This is a genomic window from Mycobacterium sp. UNC410CL29Cvi84 (assembly GCF_000686745.1).
Classification (GTDB): Bacteria; Actinomycetota; Actinomycetes; order Mycobacteriales; family Mycobacteriaceae; genus Mycobacterium; species Mycobacterium mucogenicum_B.
The window spans coordinates 87,646-112,041 of the sequence record NZ_JMLM01000010.1 but is presented as its reverse complement, the minus strand read 5'-3'; the positions used below and the strand labels follow the sequence as shown (position 1 = coordinate 112,041).

Annotated in this window: 25 protein-coding genes and 1 tRNA gene; 12 read left to right on the top strand and 14 right to left on the bottom strand. The window is 64.9% G+C overall.

Going from position 1 to position 24,396, the window contains the following annotated elements; all coding sequences use genetic code 11:
• Positions 1-18 precede the first annotated feature (18 nt).
• Positions 19-1,536 carry an FHA domain-containing protein gene (locus tag BR47_RS0115400; RefSeq protein WP_029120059.1) on the bottom strand — a complete coding sequence of 506 codons (1,518 nt, stop codon included), beginning with the start codon at positions 1,534-1,536 and terminating at the stop codon, positions 19-21.
• Between the two features lie 276 nt (positions 1,537-1,812).
• Here BR47_RS0115400 and BR47_RS0115395 point away from each other — a divergent pair.
• Positions 1,813-1,895 (top strand) — tRNA-Leu (locus BR47_RS0115395).
• Between the two features lie 469 nt (positions 1,896-2,364).
• The gene (locus BR47_RS32640) at positions 2,365-3,894 is read left to right on the top strand and encodes an anti-phage dCTP deaminase (protein WP_141772241.1); all 1,530 of its coding nucleotides are present in this window, start codon (positions 2,365-2,367) and stop codon (positions 3,892-3,894) included.
• A gap of 867 nt (positions 3,895-4,761) precedes the next feature.
• Here the strand turns inward: BR47_RS32640 and BR47_RS0115370 are convergent.
• The 8 genes from BR47_RS0115370 to BR47_RS0115330 form a co-directional block, all read right to left on the bottom strand.
• Complete coding sequence (locus tag BR47_RS0115370) at positions 4,762-5,346, bottom strand: hypothetical protein (protein WP_231506714.1); 585 nt, start codon at positions 5,344-5,346, stop codon at positions 4,762-4,764.
• A gap of 47 nt (positions 5,347-5,393) precedes the next feature.
• Positions 5,394-5,642 (bottom strand): DUF2188 domain-containing protein, encoded by a 249-nt coding sequence (locus BR47_RS0115365; protein ID WP_036427438.1) that lies wholly within the window; start codon positions 5,640-5,642, stop codon positions 5,394-5,396.
• A 524-nt stretch (positions 5,643-6,166) separates the two neighbouring features.
• Positions 6,167-6,442, bottom strand: coding sequence for a hypothetical protein (locus BR47_RS30620; protein ID WP_231506713.1), 276 nt, complete (start codon positions 6,440-6,442; stop codon positions 6,167-6,169).
• Positions 6,443-6,668: 226 nt separating this feature from the next.
• A complete protein-coding gene (locus BR47_RS30615; RefSeq protein ID WP_081831304.1) occupies positions 6,669-7,673 on the bottom strand; it encodes a hypothetical protein in 1,005 nt (334 codons plus the stop codon).
• A gap of 15 nt (positions 7,674-7,688) precedes the next feature.
• Positions 7,689-7,916 carry a hypothetical protein gene (locus BR47_RS33130; protein ID WP_155987072.1) on the bottom strand — a complete coding sequence of 76 codons (228 nt, stop codon included), beginning with the start codon at positions 7,914-7,916 and terminating at the stop codon, positions 7,689-7,691.
• Between the two features lie 4 nt (positions 7,917-7,920).
• A complete protein-coding gene (locus tag BR47_RS33125) occupies positions 7,921-10,965 on the bottom strand; it encodes a hypothetical protein (RefSeq protein WP_141772243.1) in 3,045 nt (1,014 codons plus the stop codon).
• A 61-nt stretch (positions 10,966-11,026) separates the two neighbouring features.
• Positions 11,027-12,256: a hypothetical protein gene (locus tag BR47_RS30600; protein WP_502685826.1), complete on the bottom strand. Its 1,230-nt coding sequence runs from the start codon at positions 12,254-12,256 to the stop codon at positions 11,027-11,029.
• 2 nt (positions 12,257-12,258) lie between these two features.
• Entirely contained in the window at positions 12,259-12,951 is a 693-nt protein-coding gene (locus tag BR47_RS0115330) for an MspA family porin (protein ID WP_051634815.1), read from the bottom strand.
• 638 nt (positions 12,952-13,589) lie between these two features.
• On the opposite strand from BR47_RS0115330, the gene BR47_RS0115325 reads away from it, so the two are divergent.
• Positions 13,590-14,168, top strand: a complete 579-nt coding sequence (locus tag BR47_RS0115325; protein ID WP_231506712.1) for a hypothetical protein — start codon at positions 13,590-13,592, stop codon at positions 14,166-14,168.
• Complete coding sequence (locus BR47_RS0115320) at positions 14,149-14,538, top strand: hypothetical protein (protein ID WP_029120051.1); 390 nt, start codon at positions 14,149-14,151, stop codon at positions 14,536-14,538. Before BR47_RS0115325 ends, BR47_RS0115320 begins: the two co-directional genes overlap by 20 nt.
• 104 nt (positions 14,539-14,642) lie before the next feature.
• On the opposite strand, the gene BR47_RS0115315 is transcribed toward BR47_RS0115320, so the two are convergent.
• Together BR47_RS0115315 and mraY are read right to left on the bottom strand one after the other, a co-directional pair.
• Entirely contained in the window at positions 14,643-15,434 is a 792-nt protein-coding gene (locus BR47_RS0115315) for a class I SAM-dependent methyltransferase (protein WP_036427393.1), read from the bottom strand.
• Positions 15,427-16,506 carry a phospho-N-acetylmuramoyl-pentapeptide-transferase gene (mraY, locus tag BR47_RS0115310; protein ID WP_029120049.1) on the bottom strand — a complete coding sequence of 360 codons (1,080 nt, stop codon included), beginning with the start codon at positions 16,504-16,506 and terminating at the stop codon, positions 15,427-15,429. The genes BR47_RS0115315 and mraY overlap by 8 nt, the downstream gene beginning before the upstream one ends.
• 149 nt (positions 16,507-16,655) lie before the next feature.
• Here mraY and BR47_RS0115305 point away from each other — a divergent pair, with 149 nt between their 5' ends.
• Positions 16,656-17,111 (top strand): SRPBCC family protein, encoded by a 456-nt coding sequence (locus tag BR47_RS0115305; RefSeq protein WP_020099922.1) that lies wholly within the window; start codon positions 16,656-16,658, stop codon positions 17,109-17,111.
• Between the two features lie 13 nt (positions 17,112-17,124).
• On the opposite strand, the gene BR47_RS0115300 is transcribed toward BR47_RS0115305, so the two are convergent.
• A complete protein-coding gene (locus BR47_RS0115300) occupies positions 17,125-17,706 on the bottom strand; it encodes a dienelactone hydrolase family protein (RefSeq protein ID WP_029120048.1) in 582 nt (193 codons plus the stop codon).
• 182 nt (positions 17,707-17,888) lie between these two features.
• Here BR47_RS0115300 and BR47_RS0115295 point away from each other — a divergent pair, with 182 nt between their 5' ends.
• The 4 genes from BR47_RS0115295 (at position 17,889) to BR47_RS0115280 (ending at position 20,989) form a co-directional block, all read left to right on the top strand.
• Complete coding sequence (locus BR47_RS0115295) at positions 17,889-18,287, top strand: hypothetical protein (protein ID WP_029120047.1); 399 nt, start codon at positions 17,889-17,891, stop codon at positions 18,285-18,287.
• Positions 18,288-18,350: 63 nt separating this feature from the next.
• Positions 18,351-19,184 (top strand): SDR family NAD(P)-dependent oxidoreductase, encoded by an 834-nt coding sequence (locus tag BR47_RS0115290; RefSeq protein WP_029120046.1) that lies wholly within the window; start codon positions 18,351-18,353, stop codon positions 19,182-19,184.
• Positions 19,185-19,214: 30 nt separating this feature from the next.
• Positions 19,215-20,270 carry a DUF6670 family protein gene (locus BR47_RS0115285; protein WP_029120045.1) on the top strand — a complete coding sequence of 352 codons (1,056 nt, stop codon included), beginning with the start codon at positions 19,215-19,217 and terminating at the stop codon, positions 20,268-20,270.
• 71 nt (positions 20,271-20,341) lie between these two features.
• The gene (locus tag BR47_RS0115280) at positions 20,342-20,989 is read left to right on the top strand and encodes a TetR/AcrR family transcriptional regulator (protein ID WP_090562792.1); all 648 of its coding nucleotides are present in this window, start codon (positions 20,342-20,344) and stop codon (positions 20,987-20,989) included.
• Here BR47_RS0115280 and BR47_RS0115275 read toward each other — a convergent pair.
• Positions 20,986-21,483: a nuclear transport factor 2 family protein gene (locus tag BR47_RS0115275; RefSeq protein ID WP_029120043.1), complete on the bottom strand. Its 498-nt coding sequence runs from the start codon at positions 21,481-21,483 to the stop codon at positions 20,986-20,988. The genes BR47_RS0115280 and BR47_RS0115275 overlap by 4 nt on opposite strands.
• Positions 21,480-22,346, bottom strand: a complete 867-nt coding sequence (locus BR47_RS0115270; protein ID WP_029120042.1) for an LLM class F420-dependent oxidoreductase — start codon at positions 22,344-22,346, stop codon at positions 21,480-21,482. The genes BR47_RS0115275 and BR47_RS0115270 overlap by 4 nt, the downstream gene beginning before the upstream one ends.
• An 84-nt stretch (positions 22,347-22,430) precedes the next feature.
• On the opposite strand from BR47_RS0115270, the gene BR47_RS0115265 reads away from it, so the two are divergent.
• The 3 genes from BR47_RS0115265 to BR47_RS0115255 are packed head-to-tail and all read left to right on the top strand — an operon-like array spanning position 22,431 to position 24,393.
• Positions 22,431-23,255: an SDR family NAD(P)-dependent oxidoreductase gene (locus BR47_RS0115265; protein WP_029120041.1), complete on the top strand. Its 825-nt coding sequence runs from the start codon at positions 22,431-22,433 to the stop codon at positions 23,253-23,255.
• 2 nt (positions 23,256-23,257) lie between these two features.
• The gene (locus BR47_RS0115260) at positions 23,258-23,878 is read left to right on the top strand and encodes a TetR/AcrR family transcriptional regulator (RefSeq protein WP_029120040.1); all 621 of its coding nucleotides are present in this window, start codon (positions 23,258-23,260) and stop codon (positions 23,876-23,878) included.
• A complete protein-coding gene (locus BR47_RS0115255) occupies positions 23,875-24,393 on the top strand; it encodes a nuclear transport factor 2 family protein (RefSeq protein WP_020099932.1) in 519 nt (172 codons plus the stop codon). Before BR47_RS0115260 ends, BR47_RS0115255 begins: the two co-directional genes overlap by 4 nt.
• The last annotated feature ends 3 nt before the right edge of the window (positions 24,394-24,396 follow it).

Below are 24,396 nucleotides of genomic sequence, written 5' to 3'. Positions count from 1 at the left end.
CGGTGACGGAAACCGAGCTCAGTGAACGCGGACCACGATCTCGGAGTGACCCACCCGGATGACGTCGCCGTCGGCCAGCTGCCACTCCTGCACCGGGGCGTTGTTGACGGTGGTGCCGTTGGTCGAGTTCAGATCCGAGAGCAGCGCGGTGTGGCCGTCCCAGCGGATCTCGAGGTGCCGACGTGAAACGCCGGTGTCGGGCAGACGGAACTGTGCGTCCTGGCCGCGGCCGATGACGTTCGCGCCTTCGCGCAGCTGGTAGGTGCGGCCGCTGCCATCGTCGAGCTGGAGAGTGACGTTCGCGCCCGCGGCGCCGTAGCCGCCGTAGCCGGCCGGCTGACCGTAATCGGGCTCGGCGTAGCCGGCGCCTGCGCCGCCGCCGTAACCCTGGTCGCCGTAGCCGGCCTGGGCCGGAGCCTGACCGTAGCCCTGATCCGCGGGGGCATGACCGTAACCCTGGTCGGCGGGCGGCTGACCGTAGGACGGCTGCTGCGGCTGGCCGTAGTTCTGCTCGCCGTAGCCGCCCTGTCCGTAGCCGCCCTGCTGGGGCTGGCCGTAGCCACCCTGCTGGCCGCCGTAACCCTGGTCGGGCTGTCCGTAGCCGCCCTGCTGGGGCTGGCCGTAACCGCCCTGCTGGCCGCCGTAACCCTGGTCGGGCTGTCCGTAGCCGCCCTGCTGGGGCTGGCCGTAACCGCCCTGCTGGCCGCCATAGCCCTGATCGGGCTGCTGGCCGTAGCTCTGCTGGCCGTAGCCCTGTTCGGGCTGGCCGTAACCATGCTGAGGACCGACGGGCGGCGGTCCGGGAGGACCACCCTGCGGACCGCCGAAGCCGCCCGGGCCGTATCCGGACGGACCCGCGCCATAGCCGGCCTGCTCGGGCTGCCCGTAGCCACCCTGCTGGCCGTACCCGGGGCCACCCTGCGGCGCGCCGTAACCGCCCTGCTGTCCGTAACCCTGCGGGGGCTGGCCGTAGCCCTGGTTCGGGTCCTGCGGGTACTGCTGACCGCGCTGCTCGTCGGGCTGCCGTCCGTAGTCGTACTCGTCGCCTGGCTGGCCCTGTCCCTGGCCGGGACGGTGGGTCGGGTTGTCAGTCATCGTTGGTACTCCTGGTTCTGCGGTGTGCACGCGGTCGCTGGGTGCCGGCCGCGGTGGCCCGGCGGTTGAGTCGGGGTTGACCGCGCCGTGGGCGCGGAATTGGCCGGTATGAAGGCCAGGTGACGGCTCAAACCTGACGACCACCTCACCATACGTTTGCCATCCCCGCTCATGGACGAATCCCTCAAGGTGTTTGGCAAAAGCACTGGGTGTGAGGTCAGGATCGGCGTTCACCTTCTCGAAATCGGTGTAACTGAGCGTAATGACGTAATCGTTCGGTGCCAAAATACGGCCGCCACCGACATCACGGGCACCAGATTCGGCTTCCCGCTGGAGGGCGGCCTCGACTTCCGGGGGTGCGATCGACCCCCCGAAGACGCGGGCAAAAGCGTCTCCGACCGTGGTCTCGAGCTTGCGCTCGATCCGGTCGACCAGACCCATGTCCCCCTGCCTCGCTTCGTCTCGGTGGTCCAGATGTGATGTGCGTAATAACCGCAGACACCACTGTTACGCATGGTATCGGCCTGACCTTGTAATACGTGACCAACAGAATCGTGAGAATTCGAAACCCGCTGGTCAGGAGGTGGTGAACCGGCACGCGGACCGCTCGATCGTGGCTTCTCGCCGCGTTTGTGGGTCCAGCTGGGCAGAACTCCGTGGTCAGGCGCGGATTTGGAGCCGGGGGTAGGGGTGGTGATACTCTCTCCCAGTTGTTTGGGGCGAGTGGCGGAATGGCAGACGCGCTGGCTTCAGGTGCCAGTGTCCTTCGGGACGTGGGGGTTCAAGTCCCCCTTCGCCCACTCAACAGCAGTTCTACGAACTGCCGGCATTAAGGTCACGAACTCAAAAGGGTTCGTGACCTTTGTGTTTGTGGCGAAAGTCTAGCTGTGGGTGCGAGTTCATGTCCCCTCCCGGACTTCGTCGCGGAGATTCCCCATCAATCTGGACCCGCGCGTCGCGGCGGGCGAGCACCCCAGGGAAGACCAGGGCTAAACGGCACCGTGCGGGGCTCTTCGAAGCACTCAAGATGGACGACACTCCGATGGTCGTGGACAACTTCGTCAACTGCATCGACGAACTAGTGCGTGGAGGTAAGTTCGAGAGTTGACAGTTAATCATTTGGGGCGATTAGAAAGTCCGTCAAGCTTTGCACTCAACGCCCCTACGTGCAGTTCAAGATTCGAGGCGATGACATCTTCGAGAAAGCCCTCGGATGTGCGCGACTACTGAGTGGCTTGGTCCAGTGTTGTCTAATAGGGGAACACCTCGGTGAGTACTGACGGTGCGGCCGCTCGGCCGGAGATAGTGATCGGATTGGTTGGCGCACTCGGCACGGAACTGAATCGAGTCGAGGACGCATTAGCCCAGTCGTTGACGGGTGTGGCCTATTCGATCCGAAAAGTGCGCGTTAGCGATCTGATTGCGTCCGCGTACGGTGAGCTCGGTCTTCCTGAAATCGTGAATGCTGAAACCGACCTCGACCGCTTGATGGACATGGGTGATCAGCTGCGCGAGCATCAAGACGATGGTGCTGCTGCAGCAGCTATCGCGGTGTCAGCGATCGCGAGACAACGGTTCGATGAACTGGGCCAAGCATTAATAGATGCTGGTGTTGAGCGGGAGGCTGTTGCAACTGTCGTCCGACAGCTGAAACATCCGGATGAGGTAGACCTGCTGCGCTCGGTATATGGACCACGATTCATCTTGATCGGTGCGTGGTCACCGAAAGAACAGAGACAAATCCAGATAACCCAGCGTTTGCGTTTGTCTGTATCGAATCAAGACAACTCTTGGTATGACCAGCACGCAATTCGATTGATGAGCCGGGATGAGAGCGACGGCACTCGGAAACTCGGACAACGGGTCAGGGACACGTTTGAACTAGCTGACGCGTACGTGGCTATCCGATCGGGCTGTCCTATTGACCAAGATGTCAGCCGGCTAGTCCGGCTGATATTCGGGGCTCCGTTCGAGTCACCAACGCGTGATGAGCAGGCAATGTTTCAAGCCTTCGGAGCTCGACTCCGTTCATCGGCGGGTGGAAGGCAAGTTGGTGCGGTGGCAATCGACCGCGACGGTGAAATTCTCGCGACCGGAACCAACGACGTACCCAAGGCGGGAGGAGGTCAGTACTGGACGGGTGACGAACCCGACCACCGAGACTTTCAATCAGGGGCAGATTTCAATGATCAAGAGAAGTTTCAAGTGGCGCTTGATCTCGTGGACCGTCTTAAACAGGCGGGGTGGCTAGGCGACAAGGCAACTGGGCTTGAACCAAACGAGCTTGCTGAGCTGGCACTTAATTCCGGAGGGCCGTTCAGTAAGAGCCGGTTGGCGGATCTTCTCGAGTTTGGTCGGATCCTGCACGCCGAGATGGCTCTGGTGTGTACCGCGGCACGGCGCGGAACCGCGCTCGGCGGTACCACGATGTACTCCACCACGTACCCCTGCCATGCCTGCGCGCGGTTGATTATCGGCAGCGGAATCCTGAAAGTGGTGTACATCGATCCGTATCCCAAGTCGTTGGTTCCGCGCATGTACAGCACGGAAGTATCTGAGTACGAAGACCACACAGGGAAGGTCTCGTTCACAGCGTTTGCTGGGATTGCCCCGAGGCTGTATCCGCGAGTGTTCGCGATGACTGGGCGCGAACGCGACCGGGTCACCGGGTCGTACTCGCCTTGGAAGCCAGACGAAGCCATACCGCGGCTGGTAGATGCTGGCGTTTTGCGCTACCCCATCCAAGCAGCTGAGGACGTAGTGATCCGAGGTCTCGCGGACCGATTCAAGGCGGATTGACCGTTTGACACGTAGCTATCGTCAGAAGAGATCCTGGGCGTTTGCGCACGTCACCAAATTTTTGTGGGTGGGCCCTGTTTTAATATGGCTATCTTGAACTTTCAGAGAGGACGATTGCATCGTGAGCAGCGATCAAGGATGGCTTCGACGTGAGTTTGAGCGTGCAGAGCGGCGGTCGGAAAGTGTGCCGCAGCGTGCACGCCCAGTGGTGGTGAAAGGCTCCTTGCGCAGCGCTACAACCTCTGCGCGGCGTGCTAAGGAACAGGGCTCCTCGACCAGCCACCAGAGTCGTTAGCTAGTCTTAGTTTCGGTCGGGATAGCGGGTAGTGGCAGTCCTTTGTCTGATTGAGACGACATCGGGCGGCGCGATCAGGGTGCCGGGTCCTGTTCGAAATTTGTACAGCGGATTCGCTGATGGCCTGTTTTTCCGTGACGGCAGCCTGGGCGCTCTAACGGTTCAGAAGCCGGACGACGAGTTCCGCGACGCGGAGCAGGTTCGGCTCAGGTAGCGCCGGCGCCGCGGTGAAGGCCTTCGGATGGGGTGGACACGTGCGCGTAACCCAATAAGCGCATGCCTTTGATTTACCACGGGGCACCGAAAATTCTGGCACACGTTTTCGGGGTAGTAGACCGACAGGTCGGCAAGCCGTATTTGAGGTGTCCCAAAAACGGTCGTTATTGGCACGGATCCCGCCCGCCCAGGGTCGGCGATAGTTGCGACCTACTTGAGGTCGCAACGTCTGTTGTGGAGCCGCGTATCGAAGCGCGATCCCCGGAGACTCTTCGTCGCCGCCGGCTATGCACGGATATGTATGCCGCAGTTGATGAGTCGGTGTTTGGGCACTGCAAAGTCCAGTGCCCGCGTGCCTAGGCGGCCGGCCGTCCAATCGACCGAAGCATCCGCAGAAACGCCGACACCTCGCCCGAGAGCCAGGCGTCATAGTCACGCGAGCGGCGTTGGCGCGCTTGGTGAAGACGTGCTCGCCGAACATCAAGGACTGCTGCGCGACCATGCTCAGCACCGAACGTCAACTCAACAATGCGGGTCGCGGCCTGTGCGGCGTCGGTCGAGAGTTCTTCACCCTTGTAGTAGGGAACGATGAGTCGGCTGCCGCCGCGCTGCCGCCAAATGAAGGCCGGTGACACGTTCACCTGGAGCTGCTGCTCGCGCCACTTCTCGGTTGTGGCGAACGCGGACAGGGCCTTGCGCTGGCGCCACTGCTCCCAGCCCGCGGCAACTGCCCGGTAGCTGTCCCGCTTGTTGTCGCCGGCGTGGCTTGCTGCAGCTTCGTTCAGGCGGCGGACGTCATCGCCGCGAATGATCCCTTCGCGCAGCGCTTCTCGGACGTCTCGGTAGAAGTCGGGGCCCCGCGTGTAATCCTCGGCGTACATCTCTGCGATGGACCGCACCACGGTGATTCGCTGGCTGGCCTTCGCGGTAACGAAGTCCATGAAGCTGACGAGGCTGATCCTGGTCTCGAGTGGATTTGACAATGGATTCAGCCCTTCGGCGGGAAGGGGTCGTTGCCGGGGGCTACGGTGCTGGAATCGCGGATCTTGCCGTCGCGTCCGTGGATGCGGACTTCGCCTCCGCCGCTGTTGCGCACGATCTGCGTGGCGCGCTGGGCTGCTTCCTTCTGCGTGTCCGCGTGGGCACTCGAGCGGGTCGCCCCGGGCTTCTTCACGTCCCAGCCGCCGCCATTGTTTGGAACCACGTGTCGGGCGTTCGGCCCCTGCTTGGTTGTCACTTTGTCGTCTCCTGTCTTCGCAAGTTGTGTACGGTCCATCCGCACGCAAAGCGAAGCCCAGGGTCGGATATCGGTGGGTTACCGACACCCCCAGCCGGCGCTGGTGTTACCGTCGAGGCCTGCCTGCCAGAGCAGCCAAGAGGTTCCAGACCGTGGGCTTCGGCTCCAAGCCAGGTTCCTGGTCTGGAGCTTCTTGGATCATAGGACGCGCACCGGACACGACACGGCATCGCGAATCAACAACATTTCGACGACGCTGTGGATACTCGGACCGAGACCGCCGCGCTTCTGTGGACAATTTCGTAAACACACAGTTCAGCGGGCTAGACGCCAGAACTACATGAGTGTAATTCTTTGTGGATAACTGCAGTGGGAAGCGGTCGTGTCTCGGCGTGTCGTGTCGCCGGGACGGTATCGAGATTCCTGTTCCGCGAGTTGTTCATTGAGGGTCACCGCGGCTTGGCGCCGTACGGGTGGATCGGATCTCGGCTCATCGACGACTCTCGGTCCGGCGGGCGTAACGGTCACGCGCCGCGCGCCGTTTCGACGTCAGACGGCTCGGTGTTGAACTCCGTGGCCAACTGGGCGTACCCGACATCCAGAACGCGCTCCCCGAGGGCTTCGGCTCCCGCCCGCAGCAGTGCGCGCAACGCCGCCGCTTCCGACTTGATGTCGTCGGCGACGTTGTTCTCACTGGCCCAACGGCTCAGTGCCTCGAAGGCAGCCGAACCCTCGACCAGATAGGGACCAATCTTGGCCATATCCGAGTCGCCAAGGGTCAGGCTCACACGCTTACTCATGATCCGAGTTCTACACCGGTAGTCGGCGCATGATCGAGGCATATTGTGCGCTTTCGGGGCGCGAGCGGCTACGTGGACACCGGCGTTCGGCTCCACATTGCGATACATGTCGGCGGACCAGCCGCGTACCTGACCGATGGCCAACTTGCATGCTGACGAAGACCCAGGCCCGACTTGATATCCAAGAAGTACTCACCCAACACTCGATCACACCGTCATCGGCAAGTCAGTCCTCGTCGTCGGTCCTACTCAGGGCGTCCTGCAACTCCGGTGACGGCACAAATTTCGGTAGAGGTTCGTCCTTCTTGGTGAGCAGCTGAAGTCTCTTGTTGATGAAGACTTCTCGTGCGCCGACATAAGCGACAGCGCTCATGCCGGCAATGTCGCGGAACACATCTTCCGTCGTCGAGGACGGGGTGTTTTTGAACCCGCCGATAACTGTTTCCCGAAAGTGTGGAGTGGAACGGCGTGTGCCTTTGGTGGGGATCGTCCAGTACAGGTACGGGATGCGTTTGATGGCGGCGTCCCCAACAAACATCGCCACGTCGTAGAGCACCGAATCCCAGTACGGGCGCAGTTGTCCGTATCCGTCGTCTTCGATGCTGGCGATGAGCCAGTCGGTGAGCTGTTTGACGTCTTCGGGTTGTGTGCTGAGGTTGAATCCGTGCGCGCGGGTGAGTTTGCCGAGTTCGGTGATGCGTTGGTCGATGCTGCTGGTGATTTGCTCGAAACGCGCCAGTGCCTCCGCTTCGGATAGCTCCGAGCCTGGTGTTTTTCCTCCGATGCGCTCGAAGGGGGTGTAGCTGTCCCAGTTGGTCGGCCACGGCACCCGATCAGTATTGACGGGCGGCACAGCATCTGGGACGGGGGATTTCGCTTTCTCGATTTGTGCGGCGAATTCTGCCGTGGGGATGTCGAGGTCGGTGATGCTGCTGATCGGGGTGCCGAGCTCGCGGTCCACACCGCGCAGACCGAGGCTGTCGAGGTCGCGGGCCAACAAGTACAGCCGTTGCACTGCGCTCGCGGGGTCGGCGTCGGGGCGCGTCGGGATGGACAGGTGCACTTGCCAATCCATGTCCACCGTGATGTCCCACGGCTCGATGCGGTAGCGCCCCGGCCGATCCTCGAACGCGGGGACCATATGCGCACCCGCTGCGGCCGCCGTCGCAGCCAGTTCAGCGACCACAGCCTCCGCGTCGGGCGCCTTGTCGAAATCGATCCGATACACCATAAGAATCCCTCGTATCTATCGGTAGAGAACGCCGATGCCGGCTTTGGTCAATGCGTTCAGCAGATTCGCGGTCGGCCCGCCGTTGGCGGCCGAGGGCCCCGCGGCAACGTTGTTCAGTTTAAATACCCACGTGACGCTGTTGACCTGCCCGCTGTTAAGCAGTTCGGCGTCTTTGGCGACCTGCGCCTGAATTCTGCTGCCGAACGCCGTACGGCCCACTTTGGTTTCGAAAGCGTTGCCCAACCCGTCAAGCACATCGACGTAACGCGTCCCGGTACTCGTTGAGAAATAGGCCTCCTTGGCCACTCCGTTGGCCGCTCCGCCGAGTTGTTGGGCGAAGGCGTCTCGGAAAGCGTTGCCGGCGGCCTGGTTCGCGGCGAGCCGCGCGGCCGCACTGGTGACTTGGGTGGTCGCCGCGGTGTTGGCGAGGGAGAGCACGTTCTCGGTGGTGACGCTGGCGACCGTTTCGGCGCCACCGCGGGACAACAACGCACTGATGCCTCTGGCGGCGCCCCATCCGCCGGGCACGATCGTCATCACCGCTGAGAGCAGCGGCTCCGGGGTCGCTTGGACCTGTCCCGGATCGAGGTAGTTGACGCTGGTCAGTGCGCCGTCGCGGAACATGTACTGGAACATGTTCGACGGGGTCGAACAGTGTCCCCGTGCCGTCCTGCAGCGTGCTTTGCAACCCACCGACAGAATCCGCGGAGTGCGACAGGGCACCAATATCGCCGTAGAGCTGGGCGAGCGGTCCCCGAAGCTGCCCGGCCTGCGCCGCCGCCGAATCGAAATCACTGGTGCCCGGCCCGTGGACGTACCCCTGGGCGGCGGCATGATCGAAGGCTTGCTGCAGCGATTGGGCTTGCTGGTGCCGATCAACAATGGCCTGATCCAGCAGCTGCTGAATCTCATCCTGACTCGCGGGGACACCCGGCCCCGACGCAGGCCCTTCCGGGGCGCTGCCGCCCAAAACCGGAGCAGCAGGGACATCGCCGGATTGCAGCTCGATCCGCTGCGCCTGCGGTCCCGCGGCACTGGCCGTGCCGGACACATCACCGGTTCCACCCATGTCAGGTGTTCCGCCAGCACCAAGACTGGAGACCGTGTTGACCGCTCCCGCGCCTTGGGAGGTGAGTTGGGCGCCCTGCCCCACAAGATCGGTGACCTGGGAGGTCTGGTCGTTGAGTTGCGTGAACTGCTCGGCCTGCGGTTTCAGCTGCGGGCTCGCATCCCCGACCGCTTGGGCGACTTGATCGGCTGCTCTCTGCGCAGTTTTCACGATCTGGGAGCCCGCGTTGACCGCATCGGCGGTGCTTTGAACTCCCTGTGCCGTGCCCTGGATCAGGCCCTGCACATCCTGCGGGTTCACCGCACCCGACTGGGCCGAAGATGCCAGCGACGCACCGGCCTGCCCGGCTTCGCCGAATCCTTGCGCGGCCTGACCCGCGGACTCGCCGATCTGCTGCCCGGACTGCACGTACGTCTGCACATCCCCGGGAATGCCCTGCGCGGCTTGCGCACCGTCCTGGGCTAAGGCCTGTGTGTCCGGACCCCGCTCCTGCTCGTCGGGCTTTTGTGGTTCGTCGGGTCCTTGGTCCTGCTTGCGGCGGCGGCTCGAGGACACCGCCCCGAACAGCAGCGTGCTCAGATCGGTATCGCCGGACTGACTGTCACGATCCTGGTTCTTCTTATCGTCCTGCTTCTTGTCTTTGGACGGGAACTTCGGCAGCTGCTGATTGGTGTTCTGCCGCTGTTGTACCGGTTGTTGTGGCTGCTGCTGGGCAGGCTGATTCTGCTGCCCAGGTTGGCCTTGCGGCTGCTGGCCGTCAGGCTGCTGCGGGCCCTGCTGGGCCGGCCCCTGCCGTGGCTGTTGCTGGGCTGGGCCCTGCTGTACCGGCTGTTGTTGTGGAGCTTGCCCGGGCTGCTGAGCCGCGGGCTGCTGCGGCACCGACGGGGCCTGCTGAGGCGCCGACCCCTGAGCCGGGGCGTCATAATTCGGCGGCTGGACACCGTTGGCCGGGGCTTGCTGGCCCCCTGGTGTGCCCTGTTGCGGTGCGGGTGCCTGAGCCTGCGGCGGGGCGTCGTAATTGGGCGGCTGGACACCATTGGCCGGTGGTCCGGGCTGCCCTTGCTGAGGATACTGCGGGTAGCCGCCTTGGCTGCCAGGACTCTGCTGGCTGGGGTTGTAGATGGATATGCCATTGGCCTGATCGGGGGCCGGGTAGGAGCCGCCGTTGTAACCCCCTGGGGGACTGGGCATATCGGGCGGCTGCATCGGAAACGCAGGGCCGGACGAACCCGACCCGCTGCTACCGCCGCCGCAGTCCGGTGGGCAATCAGCGTGGGCGCGGGGCACGGCGCCGGGCCCGGTGTAAGAGTCCGGGACCGCCAGACCGAACGCGGTGGCCGAGAACCACAGCAGCACAACGACGGCGGCACCGGCGCGCATCTGGCCCATCGGGGTGGTGCCCCCGCCCGGGTTGTGCGGGCGGTGCGCCCAGGCCCACCACCCGGACAGGGCGCCCCACCAGCAGGTGTTCGCCAGTAGTCCGGCGATCAGGATGGCCGCGATGGTGGCCACGGCGGCCAGCCGGTCACTGCCGAATAGCCATCCGGTGACGCGGGGGACGATGTACCCCGACAGTGCCACGACGGTGGCAGCGCCGGCCAGCAGCATCAACCCCAGACCCGGGCGCGTGGACCACCACGACGCCCAGCGATCCCGGTACGGCCGGACGGCGAGATCGGCCCCGCCGCGGCGCTTGGGGCCCAAGCTCGGGACCCACAGTCCCGCAAGGTTTTTCGCGCCACCAAACAGGAGTGCTCCGGCGGTGGCGATGATCGTGACCTGCACCAGTGCCGAGATCAGCGTCCAGCCTGGTCCGGTAGCGGTGGTGTGGGCCCACCAGGTGGCGGCATGTCCACGCATGACCCACCAGATCCCGACTGCGCCAACGACGATCGTAGTCAGCGCTCGCGCCAGTGCGGGTACGCCGGAGACCGCCATAGCGGCCACCGCGGTGATCGGGTTCAGCGCCCGCTGCAGCAGGGTGATGCCCTTACCCAGGGCGCTGAACGCCGCCAGCAACAGCACCACCGAACCCACCGACAGGCTCACCCCGCCTGCCGAGGAGAGCACGTGCAGCCCCCACACCCCGGCAACCAGCAATGCCGCCCCGGTGATCCCGGCGGCAAAACCTGTCAGCGGCAGCGGCGCACCCTGCGCCGACGGTAACGGCTCGGTGAGCGGCTCACCGCGGTCGGGTCCCGGGTCAGTGATGGTGTTGCTCATGCCCTGGCCTTTCGTCCTGGCCGAAAGTTGGCGAAACTGGCAGCGGTGGAGCGGGTTCTGGTCATTCGGGTCCACCGGCCATGTTGGCTTTGACCCAACCGACTTCATCGGATGCCGTGCGGATGCATGCGTTGTAGTCATCGCCGCTTTGGCCGAATATCGCGACGCATTGGGCGGACATGTTGGCCAACAGGCGGTCGTTGCAGGAATCGACGCTGGTGTGCGCGGGGGTGCCCGCCAGGCACAGTTGTTGGGTTTGGCAGGAGGCGACGAAGTCCGCGGCCCGGCCGTCGGCGGCGGTGTATTGGTTGGGTCCGCCTTGGCAGTTCCCGGTGTGCCGCTGGGCGTACAGTGCCGGGTCGACGCCGTCGGGCCGGTGCGCCCCGGTGGGGTCGGTGACATAGTTCGCGGGCCTGGGGATCACCTCGATCGGGGTCCGGGTTCCCGGTGGTAGGCCGGCCCAGTCCTGGGTCAGAGCGCCGGTGGTGGGGATATCCGAGGCTCGGTACGACACGGTGATGGTCACCGGGAACGCGAAAATATTGGCCGGGCCCAGATCGATGGTGAGGTTGGATTGCCCGGGCGGGAAACCCGGTCCCAAGGTGGGGGTCACCGTCAGGGCGCCGTGGTTGGCGTCGAACGCAGTGGGGATGCTGAAGGTGCCGATCACCTTCGCTGGACTGCCTGGTGCGGCGTCGGTTTCCACCAGTACCGTGTTCACTCCTTGGCGCAGATGGGTTGCCGCCGGCAGTTTGATCCCGATCGGATAGGTGCTGCCCGAGAACACGCTCTTGCGTGTGATGGTGATGTCGGTGCCGCCACCGGCGAACGGGATCACTTGGTAGTCAACGTCATTGGAGCCGTAGATCGCGCCACCGTCTGGAGTCCAGGCGGCCGGGCCCAGGGTGACCTCGCCTGGTAGATGGATCGCGATCTGGCGGTTCGGGTGGGCGGTCGGGGCGAAGATGCCGTCCTTGGCCCACATCGGCACTGTCACCGCGCCTCGCTCCACCTGCGCGGCTAGGGGTCGTTCCATGCCGGCGGTTTCCCCTTGCGGTGTGGTGGAGGAAACCCGTGCCCCGCCAATGGGATTGACCCGTGAGGGGTCCTCTGGCATCGGCCGCGCCACCGGCACTGGTACGGGGGGATTCGGTGCCGGTGGCACGGGGTCCGCGCTCGCGGTGCCGGCGATACCGCCGACATTGGTCAGGGTGAGCAGCACCGCCGCGGTGACCGCCACCCGTCGAATGGCAGTCCGCAGCTGGTGTTCTGAGGGCAATGCGGTTGCCACGATCACAAGTCCTTCGGTTCGCCGTAGAGGGTTTGGGTGTCGTTGCCGTTGTCGGTGCGCACCCGGATCGTGGTGTATGACTGGATTTTCACCTGGCCACCGCAGCCGTCGGCTTCGATGTTCTGATCACGCAGGTTCGACACCGCGTGCATGCTGCGCAGACTGATCCGGTCCAACGGAACCTGGGCCAGCCCACCGGGTTTCAACAACACCCGGATGTGCCCACCCAAATGTTCCTGAACCCCGAGCGTTGCCCCGGCCGACGCGCCACCGAAACCACCGCCGCCGCCCCCTCCACCACCGGCACCGCCTTGGCCCTGCCCGTAGCCGCCGCCATACACCTGACCGTTGATCTGCTGATACGGATCAATCCCGATGTCGGCACCGACCTCCACGCCAGGGGAGGAATCGGTGCGACACCCCACGAAATACCCGGACTCCAGCTGCGCGTCCTGAATCACCGCGCCACCGCTGCCGGTGATGCGGGCCTCTGAGCGCAGCGTCACCCGCGCCTGCCACGAGTTGGATGCCCCGGCCAGGTTGTCGATGTGATTGATCACCTCGTTGGTGGTATTCACATCCACCACCCAGCCGTCATCGGTGACGAACTGCGTCCACCGATCCGGCATCGACTGCGGATCAGCCACCGCAGCCGGCGCAGGAATCGCGCACGAGAGTGCAAACACAGCGAACATCAATGACCCGGTAACACAGGGACGAATAGACCCCAGACCGCCACTCATGCAGTGACCTTCCCCCGCGAAATCAGGCCAAGCCCCCCGGCTGCCATCACATTTCGCCTAGGTGTCAGACATTTGCACAATGCGACTGACGCGTCAACACGTACGCGGCGAAACCGCGGCAGCTAACACGCGCAGGTGATCCCCGTCACCCTTAACGCAAGCGTTCGGCCGTCAAGTCCTGCGAATGCCCGTCATCGCGGCGCATCGACGAAGGTGATCACGAACCCGCCACACCCCGCTGCGGCGTAGCGGCCCGTGCGGAGCCGCGTCGAGCACTCAGCACCGACGAACCGTCATCAGCCAGCGATCTCCATGTCAGCGTTGAGAGCTGACGGCTGGTTCCACAAAGAAACAGAACACCGACCGTCACCGATCACCCCGCGCTATGTCCCTTGTTCTAGAGAAACGAGAAGGATCATTTCCCGTGTCGGTTTCGTGTTGACGTGTGTAGAACGCACTCGAATGTTTGCTGTGTTCGAGATCACTGGTGGATGACGTTCGGTCTCAAGGCGGGTTCCCGACTACACCTTCCATAACGTGTCCGGCGGTGCTGCCGGATATCAAGTTGGCGTATTTCAGGGGGAATCGTCGTGGGGGACTTCTTGCCGGGTGACCGGACGTGGTGGCGCATCGCTCGGTGGTGGCCGGTGGTGGTGGCTTTGGTGGCCACGATCGCGCTGGCCATCAGCGGACAGTGTCTGTTTGCCAGTTCTGGCCGGTCAGGGTCGGTAAGTGGGCGGGCTGCATCGCCTGCTCAGCAGTTCGCTGACGCGGCGATGGCGGCGTTCAGCGGATCGAGCACTATCACGGTCCCGAATCCGGCGTGGACACCCGCGCAGCGGACGGCGGGCTTGCCTGCCGATCCGGTGGCCGGTCTGACCTCGGCCACACCGGCCGGACCGGTGCAGCAGGTCTTGCCCGCGGGTCTGGGTGCGGCTCTACGCACCAGTGGTGGGCAGGTGATTTACCCCAATCGTGGTGCGGGCCTTGACTTCCTGGCCGAGAATGCCGACACCGGGACCCGGACGGTGGTCGGCATCAACAGCCCTACCGGGGTGCGGATGGTCACAACTTTTGTCCGCACCCCTGCGGACACCGTGATGCTGGCTCACACCAACGGATATCTGACGATCAACCGGGCCAGGTGTCGTGTTCGGTATTTCGCCTGACGAAGATTTTGGTTTCCTCACCGGAAAGCTGCTGCAGCAAGTGTGTTTCGGTGAAAATGAAATAGTTCTTCATTTCGACGACTCTGAGGTCGATCTTGTCGAATTCCCTAACACCCCAAAGATCATGTGTGGCGTCGAGGCCGACATCGAGATCGTCACCCGTATGCGCGGGAGAAGGCGGGCAGAAGACGCCCGTTCGCTCGCCGGTGACCTGGTGGACCTTCTCGGCAAACGCATCATTGGAACCAGTTTTACCCACCGCTCCCTATCGCTGGTATTCGATAACGAATACACCTTGGTGCTTCACGATTCAGAAGAACATTATGAGTCTTTCAATATTCGATACGGCGATCGCGTCATAGTGGTCTGAGACGGTGTCATAGCGAATGGGTGTCGTAGGAACGCGGCCTCGCGACGGATGTACTGCAGCCAATTCCTGTTCGGCTCGCCCGGGGGGCGGGCCACAATCGGGCTTCAAGTCTTCGTCGCAGTGAGAACTTCCAGAGCGACAGATTCGGTGAAGTGGCCCGACGGATTGATCGAGAGCAGGGTGGTGCGCAACGCCTCTTCGAAGGCGCCCTGCCTGTCTCCGAGCAGTCGGCGAAGTGGCAGTGAGGTCGAGTACAGATAGCCGACGATTCGTTCGATCGTCCATGAGCGCCGATATCGGTAGACCTCTCGACCAACCCGCGAAAAGGGAGAACTAACCAATATCTGCTCGTGAGTCCGGCTGTCATCGACTGATGATGGAGAAACAGCTACGCCATACCTCGGGATGAAGCTGCGCTGGATGTCTTGGATCGCCTGTTGCCATGGGGCGCTTGGCAATAGGAGGTTCGTGTCGTTGACGATGACTAGGCTGCCATCGTCATCGACCATGTCACCGAGGTCGATGAGGACTTGTGCACGGTCCATCCAATGGAAAGCACGCCCGATGGTGGCGATACTGAATCGACCCAGATCGGTTGGGAGGTGTGCTGAACTCCCTTGTCTCCAAAACACATTTGTGACTCCCTGCGCTTCGGCTTGACGGGTGGCTTCGGCGAGCATGCCGGATTCAGGGTCGACGCCGACCGCCTCGGCGACGTGACCTGCCAATGGCAATGTGAGTTGACCGGTCCCACAGCCGAGGTCGAGCAGACGGCCGGTGCCATCTAGGCGCAGTTGCTGGACCAGCTCGTTGATAACGACTGCCGGGTAGTTGGGACGAAAGCGCGCGTAATGCCAGGCGGTGCCTGCAAAAAGGTTGCCTTCGGACTCAGACACCGACAGCCGTCAGCCAATCGCTGTAGAAGAGCGCGATTCCGAGGCCGCAGGTGATGGCGGCGATGAGCCAGAATCGGATCGTCAGCGTGGTCTCGGGCCAGCCGATCAGCTCGAAGTGGTGATGGATCGGCGAGTTCCGGAAAACCCGTCGGCCGGTCGTCCGGAACGAAATGACCTGGATGACCACTGAGGTCACCTCGACTACGAACAGGGTGCCCAGGATGATGGCCAGAATTTCGGTGCGGCTGGTCACCGACAGCCCCGCGATGATGCCGCCCAGCGCCAGCGACCCCGTGTCACCCATGATGATCTTGGCGGGCGCGGCATTCCACCACAGGAATCCGATGCAGGCGCCGGCAGTCGCTGCCGCGACGAGGGCCAGATCGAGTGGGTCCCGAACGTGATAGCAGCCGGGTCCGGGCGTGACAGCACACGCGTTTCGAGATTGCCAGAGCGTGATGAGCACGTAAGCCGCGGCCACCATGGTCATGGCACCTGCGGCGAGGCCGTCCAGGCCGTCGGTGAGGTTGACGGCATTCGACCACGCCGAGACGACGACGATACAGAAGAGCACGAAAACCACGGGCGGCATTGTGAATGCGGCGATTTCGCGCACGTAGGACAAGTTGGCGCTGCCAGGAGTGAGGCCGTCGGAGTTACGGAACTGGAGCGCAAGTACGCCGAACAGGACCGCCGCAACGAGCTGGCCCACGCTCTTGGCCCGCTTGTTCAAGCCGAGGTTGCGTGCGCGCCGCAGCTTCACGTAGTCGTCGGTGAATCCGACCGCGCCCAGCGCGGTGGCGAGCCCGAGGACGAGCAGCCCCGATGCCGTCGGGCCCTCACCGCCGACTACGAGCCCGGCAAGGGTGGTGGTGAGGTAGCCGGCCCAAATCGCGGTGAGGATCGCCAGGCCGCCCATCGTCGGCGTGCCCCGTTTTCGCTGGTGGGTTTCCGGGGCTTCGTCGCGGATCGGCTGGCCCAGCCCAAGCTGGGTGAACATCAGGATCAACACCGGAGTCAGCAGAATGGCGACTGCCAGGGCCACACCCGCGGCGATGAGTATCCGCGTCATAGTTCCGCGAGGGCCTTTCGCGCATAGCGCGATCGACAGCAGTTACACCGCATTGAACCCTTCGCCCCCACCAGGCCAGTATGGCCCGAGCTCGCTGCGATTCGTCGACAGCTGATGGTCTGGGCGGCACCGGTGGATAGGCTCGCGCCATGAAAGGTTCGGTGACCGTCCACATGAACGCCCCGGCAGATCAGGTCTGGAACCTGATTGCCGACATTCGCAACACCCCGAAGTACTCGCCGGAAGTGTTCGAGTCCGAGTGGCTGGACGGTGCAACCGGACCGGCGCTGGGAGCCCTGTTCCGCGGCCACGTCAAGCGCAACGAGATCGGGCCGATCTACTGGACGACGTGCCGTGTCACGGCTTGCGAGCCCGGTCGCGAGTTCGGCTTCGCAGTGCTCGCCGGCGACAAGGCGGTCAACAATTGGCACTACGCCCTGGCGCCCGCCGGTGACGGTACCGATGTCACCGAGTCGTTCTGGATGACGCCCGGCCTGCTCGACACCGTGTTCGGCATTTTCGGTGGGCAGCTGCGCACCCGGCGCAACATCCGGGACATGAGGACCACGCTCAACCGCATCAAGGCCGAGGTCGAGTCCGTCTGATCCCCGTCGCTGTCTATTTCACGAATTCCAGCAGCCGGCCGAGCATCAACTCCGCGGCGTCCCCGTCGTACTCATTGGGCAGCGAGGCGTCGCTGAACAGGTGGCCCCGCACATCGGGGTAGACAAAATGCTCGAACCGAGCGCCGCCGGCCCGCACTGATGCACCGAGTGCCGCGATCTCGTCGGGTTCGCGAAACGGATCGTATTCACCTTCGTGCACCTGGACCGGCACGGTATCCGGCCAGGAGCACACGCCGAACCAATGGGGCGATACTGCGCCGTGCAGTCCGATGAGGCCGCGGGCGCCCGGGCGGGTGGCAGCGAGATAGACGGCGGACGCCGCGCCCATCGACAACCCCGCGTACACCACCTCGGCGGGCAGGTCGGCGACCGCGGCTGCGGCCTTCGTGATGAGGGCCTCATCGCCGCCCAGCGACTGGACATGGGCGAAGGCGGGTTCGTATTCGTCGAATGACGCGCCGTCGAACAGGTCGATGACGTGCACGGTGTGACCGGCCGCCGCCAGCCTGGCGGCGATGTCGCGGACACCCGCGCGTACGCCCAGCACCGAATGGAACACCACGATCTCAGTCATGGTCACCCCCGCTCTCGGCCAGGGTATGCCCGATCGGCGACGCGGTGCCGGCGGGAAGTGAACGGCTCTGACCGCTGAATCTTTGATTTGTGCGAGGAAACGGTCGGATCGACCGGGCAACCCCTTCCTGACCGCGATTCCCCCGCCCACACTCGGTGCACGAGCTGGGGAAGGGGATCGGCGTGAAGGCACAGATCGTCCACGAAATTCCGGCGCCCGTGTGGGTCGCGCCCGAGCCCGGTGTCGATTGGCGGACCGTCGTGGAGGCGACGGCGGCATCGTGGAGCCGCCCGACGGTCTTGCAGTGGACCACCGAGGTCGACGACGACGGGGCGCACCACCGCAGCGAGCGCTATGACATCTCGCAGCAGTCCTTGCCGGACTTACCGAAGTACGTGCTGACCGGCTACGGGTTGGACTTCATGAGCGGCAGCGTGGACTTTCTGAAGTCGGTCGCCGATGGACACCACGAGCGGATGACGCGCCGTCAGCGGTGGAGCGGGCTGGATCCACACGCCGCGCGGGGTGACCACTGCGAGCCGCCGCTGTGGATGGGCGGGTATGCCATCGGCGCGACCTAGCCACAAGTGACCGCATGGTAATATCGGCGTCGTCCCGGTGAGAACACCGCGTGGGAGGAAGCCATGTCCATTCGCAAGGCCGTGACCGATCTGGTCCAGCGCCGCACCCTGTTGCCCGAGCGACTCGACGCCGCACTGGCCGGCCCGGGCCGTGATGTCAGCGACCTGACCATCGTCGTAACGGGCGCCTCGGCCGGTATCGGCCGGCAGGCGGTCACTCTGCTGCGCGCCCGCGGGGCCACCGTCATCGCCGTTGCCCGCCGTGAGGAAGAACTGCGGACGCTCGCCGCTGAGACCGGATGCTCTTGGCGCACTTGTGATCTCGCTGACCAGGACGCCACCGCGCGCCTGCTGGCGGACCTCGCCGACGAACGCGTGGATGTCTTGGTGAACAACGCAGGCCACTCCATCCGCCGCAGCATCGCCGACGCCACCGACCGTCTACACGACTACCAGCGCACGATGTCCCTCAACTACCTGGCGGCCGTCCAGCTGAGTCTGGGCCTTCTGCCGGGCATGATCGGCCGCGGCCGCGGCCAGATCGTCAACGTCTGCACCTGGGGCCTGCACGCCAACACGTTTCCGCGCTTCTCGGCGTACGCCGCCTCCAAGAGCGCGCTGGCGATCTTCGGCCGCAGCCTGAACGCCGAGCGGCCCCACCCCGGCATCAGTGCGACCAACGTCTACTTCCCGCTCGTCCGCACCGAAATGATCGCGCCCACAGCCGAATACGAGGATGCCCCGGCACTGTCAGCGGAAGAGGCCGGACGCTGGATCGTGCGGGCCGTCACCCATCAGCCGGTGGAGGTCAGCCCCGCCGTGCTGCGGGCCGTTCTGCCCACGATCGACCTCATCTCCCCCGCCGCGGCGGACCGGGCTCTCGCCGCCCTCACCTAGTCGCCGATCACACGTCAGATAGGGACTCCATTGACGACCCACACCATCTCTCGCGCATTGTCACGCGTCGTCATCGACGGCGTGCTGCCGCTGGTCGACAGTCGCCTGCCGGCATCGCGCCGGCCGTTCGACGCACCGGAGATTCTGAAACCCCACAACGTCTCGCGTGCCTGGGGCGTCACGCATTTCGGCGTATTCGTGCCGGATCTGCCCGAGCCCTACCGCTACCTCAACACCATGACGCTGCTGGGCGCGTCGGGCGCCGAGCTGTTCGACCTCGATCATCTGGCAGCCTCCGACGCGCGCGACACCACCACGGTCTTCTCGTCGACCGCGCACGCGGATCAGCGGTTCTACCGTGCGTACGACATGAGGACCGACTGTCGATTCACCGCCGATGGCAGCCAGTTGCGCTGGGCCGACGACCTGGCCATCGACGTGGCGATGCCGCACGTCGTCGTCCGCGGCCGCTATCCACAGTTCGATGTCGACCTCAAACTTGATGTCACAGACCAGGTTTCGTACTTCGTGAAGTCGCCGATCTACGACCACCTGAGCCTGCTCGCCCCCTACACCGGCACCGTCGACGGGGTGGCGGTCAGTGGGCTCGGCACCTTCGAGTACGCGAGAATCCGCACGCACCAAGCACTTACGCGCCGGCCGGTACCGGCCCAGCTCAAGCTGCCGCTGGACTTCTTCACCTACCAGATCATCAACATCGACGAGCGCACGCAGGTGTTGCTGACCGACGTCCGCGCGCGTGGCCGGACCGCCTGCAAGCTGGCGCACGTGCGGGTCCTCGGCGGCGAGACCGAGGTGTACTCCGACGTCCACTTCGCGGTCACCGAGTACGGCGAGCCGCTGGTCGATGACCGTGGTAACACCATGCGGCGGCCCCGCAAGTTCAAGTGGTCGGTCCGCGATGGTGACCGGGAAATCCTCGCCCTGATCGGGACGGTCGACTCGCCGTGGCGCCTCGGCCACGGACCGGGATACGTCGCCGCATACTCCTATACCGGTACCTGGGGTACCGGATCGGTCTCGGGCAGCGCGTATCTCGAGTGGATCGACGTTCAGCCGAACTGAATCGGCCCGTTCGTCCCAGGCAACGGTCAACTCCGGGACAGAGGTGCCTGCCACCTGATTAGGCTGTCCCGATGACCACGCGTCCCGTCACCGGCAGAACCGGCACCAAGGGTGTGCCGCGCGGTGAGCGCGAGCAGCTGATCGTCGAGGCCGCGATCGCCGAATTCAGCCGGGCCACGTACGCGGGTGCGTCGCTGGCCGCCATCGCCGCGCAGGCCGACGTCTCCAAGACCCTGATCATCAGTTACTTCGGATCCAAAGAGGCGGTCTACGCCGCCTGCGTCACCAAGATCGGCACCCAGATCGAGCAGGCGGTCGCCGACGTGCTGAATTCCCCCGATCACCTGGCCGGGGCCGGCGCCGCCGCCGGCGAGCCGGTGCTGGCCGCCATCTTCACGACGTTCGAGGGTCACCCGGGCGACTGGCATGTGCTGTTCGACCGGTCGGTCCCCAATGGCCCGGCGCGGGATGCGGCGCGTGAGCAGCGGACGATCCTGCGCCAGCAGGCGTTCGCGGGGGTGTCGCGGTCGCTCGGCGGTGTCGGCCTGACCGATCCCGTCGACCTGGTGGCCGCCACCGGCGTCTGGGAACACATGGTGTCGGCGCTGATGCTGTTCTGGCGCAATCATCCCGAGGAGTCCGCCGCCGCGATGGTCGCCCGCGCCCACCGCGTCCTGGCGGCCATGGCCGGGCACACGCTGGACAGCGTGCGGCGCTAGGTCGGGATCCGTCCGGCGATACCGTCCGCCAACAACCTGCGGGGCGGCTCGGTCCCGTCGAGGAGCCGCGTGACGCGTTTGACGATCTGCCAGCCGTGTGGCGCCTCGGCGGCGCGGCGGAGATGGAAGTGGCTGACGCCGGCCCGGACGGCCTCGTAAGTCGTTGCGCGCCTGAGCAACAGCGTCGACTCGCACACCGCGACCGCCTCATCACCGTGGACGGTGACGACGGCGGGACTCAGGAAGTGGACGCACCCGGTGGTGATGAAGCCTTGATGACCGGGTGAGCGCACCATCGCCGCGACGTCGTCGGGCCCTGTCATGAGCCAGTTCTCGACGTCGTACACCCCGCCGGGTGCCCACATGGCGGCGACGGCCTCGGCCTCGCCGGCGTCGACGAGCGGGCCGTAGGAAGCGATCATCCGCTCGATGGCGCGTTCGTCTTCGATGCGGGACAACCGCGCTTCGAGGTCGGCCAGCCGCTGGTCGGTCATCGCGACTCCGTGGTCAACAGGTTCGTCAGGTCCGCCAGGGCGCCGAGTTGTTCGCAGCAGTGCGCCGCCGAACGCGAGGCGATCACGCATGTCGCGGCCGTCGCTCCCGCGTCCTCGAGCGCACCGAGTTCATCGAGCGTCTGTTGCGGCGCACCCACCGGATCCAGCGGCCGTGTGGCGAGCGCGATGTCGAAGTCCTCGGGAAGTTCCACGGCGCCAAGCATTGTCGCGATCTCGGCGGCTGAGAAGCCGAACGGCATCCAGCCGTCGCCGAGGTCGACGGCGCGGCGCAGCGACCGGCGGGTCCGGCCGCCGACCCAAATGGGCACCCGGAATTGCAGCGCGCAGGGATCCATGACGACCGAGTCGTACGTGTAGTGATCACCTTGGTGCACTGGATGTTTGGTGGACAGCGCCCCTCGCAGCGCCGCCATCGCCTCGTCCGCGCGGGCGCCCCGGTCGTCCCAGGCCGCCCCCAACAGATCGAACTCCTCGCGCAGTGACCCGACGCCGACACCGAGGATCAACCGGCCACCGCTGACCTGGTCGAGCGTGCCGTAGCGCTTGGCGATCTCGAGCGGGTGGTGGTAACCCAGCACCAGCACCGAGGTCGCCAACCGGATCCGCGACGTGCGGCCGGCGATGAATGCCAAGGTGGCCAACGGATCCCAGTACGTCGCTCCTCGGGTCGCCGCGACATCGGTCGGCACGACGACATGTTCAGAGCACGTGAGGTAGTCGATGCCGAGCAGGTCGGCGACGGCGGCGATCTCACCGATCTCGGCGGCCCCGGCGGTCGCTTCCCACGCCGACGCGGTGGCGGGAACTTGGATGACCACCGGCGTCTGCAGACCTATCCGCATGCGTGCGCCCTTCCGAACTGGCGTCTGGATCGGCTACCCTCGGACGCAGAAAACTAAAATGAATTTTAGATATGGAGCGAGAACTTGTCTAGCGAGGACCCCCTGCAGCTACAGCAGTACGGGCCGTGGGCTGTCATCGCCGGTGGCTCGGAAGGCGTCGGCGCCGAGTTCGCGGCGCTGCTCGCCCAGGCCGGCATCAACCTGGTGCTGATCGCGCGCAAGCCCGGCCCGTTGCAGGCCACCGCCGCGAGGTGTCGGGAGTCGGGCGTCGAGGTACGCGAACTGACCGTCGACCTGACCACCAGTGACGGCATCGACCAGATCATCAGCGCCACAGCCGATCTGGAGGTGGGTCTCCTCATCTACAACGCCGGCGCCAACACCCACAGCGTGGAATTCCTCGACGGTGACCTGACGGAATTCCAGCGCGTCATCGATCTGAACGTCACCACTCCCCTGCGATTGGTACACCACTTCGGCGCGCCGATGCGGGAACGCCGCCGCGGCGGGCTGATGTTGGTCGGCTCGCTCTCCGGACATCTCGGCTCAGCGCGGCACACCGTGTACGGCGGCGTGAAGGCGTTCAGCCGGATCTACGCCGAGGGGCTCTGGCTGGAGCTGCGCGAGCACAACGTGCACGTCCTCGAACTCGTCCTCGGCCTCACCAGGACACCGGCGATGGAGCGCGTCGGCCTCAACTTCGACATCCCCGGGATGCCCGCGTCCGACCCGGCTGACGTCGCCCGCGAAGGCCTGGCGAATCTCGCGAACGGACCGGTGCACATCATCTCGACGCACGCCGTCAATCCGGCGGTGCACGCCACCGCCGATCGCGACAAGGTGCTGCTGGCGTCACACGCGATGATTCAGAAGATGCTGCAGGGCACTCCTTCTGGGCCACCGGACTAGCCATGCCCCGGGCACCACTCGACCGGGAACCGGCGACGCCGAAGACCCCCGCGCAGATCGACCGCTGCGAACGCATCCTCGCCACCGCCGCGCGCCTCGGCGCGCGCCACGGCCTCGAGGAAGTCCGCATGCAGGACGTGGCGGACCAATCCGCGGTCTCGATCACGACCGTCTACCGCTACTACCCCACCAAGCATCATCTGTTCGCCGCGTTGCTGTTTCACTACACCCAGGGGGCGGCGCCGCCGGGCCCCACCACGGGCAATCCCGTCGCGGACGTCACCGAACTCATGGTCGGCATCATCCGGGCCATGCTCAGCCGTCCGCAGTTGGCCCGCGCCATGATCACGTCGGTCAACGCCAGGCGCGCCGAGTCGACGGCCGGCGGCGACTACAACCTGCGGCGGAACATCCTCGGCGTCGCGGGCATCGCGGCGCCCACCCCCGATCAGACGCAGATCGCGCTTCTGCTCGAGCAGTGCGCGTACGGCATCCTGTCGTGGGCCATCACCGGGGAGACGACACCCGAGCAGGCCGAGCGTGACATGCGCCGGGCCTGCGAACTGCTCTTGGCGCCCTGGCGCGGACGGACCCGAACCCGACGAAACGAAGGCAACCGATGACGACACCCGTCACCCTGAGCACCGGAGACCAGGCGCACGCCATCGAGGCCATCAAGCGCACCTTCGCCCGCCGGCTGCGGTGCATGGACACCAAGCAGTGGGAGATCTATCCGACGCTGCACACCGATGACGTCGTGTCCGAGACCTGGGATGGGTTGCCCGACAACAACAATTGGACATCCACGCCCGGCAGCAAGAACCGCGTCGTCGGCAAGGAGGCGCTCACGCGCGCCATTCGATCACTGCTCGACGGCGGCACCACCGTCACCACCGTCCACCACGGACACACCCCCGAGATCGAGCTGACCAGCAACACCACGGCCACCGGCATCTGGGCCATGGAGGACCAACTGTGGTGGACCAACGGCGACGCCGAAGAACACCTGCACGGCTACGGCCACTATCACGAGCAGTACCGGCTGGAAGACGGCCAGTGGCTCATCAGCTACCGCAAACTGACGCGGCTGCGGGTCGACACCACACCGCACTTCTTCGCCTTCCTCACGCGGCGGTAGCGT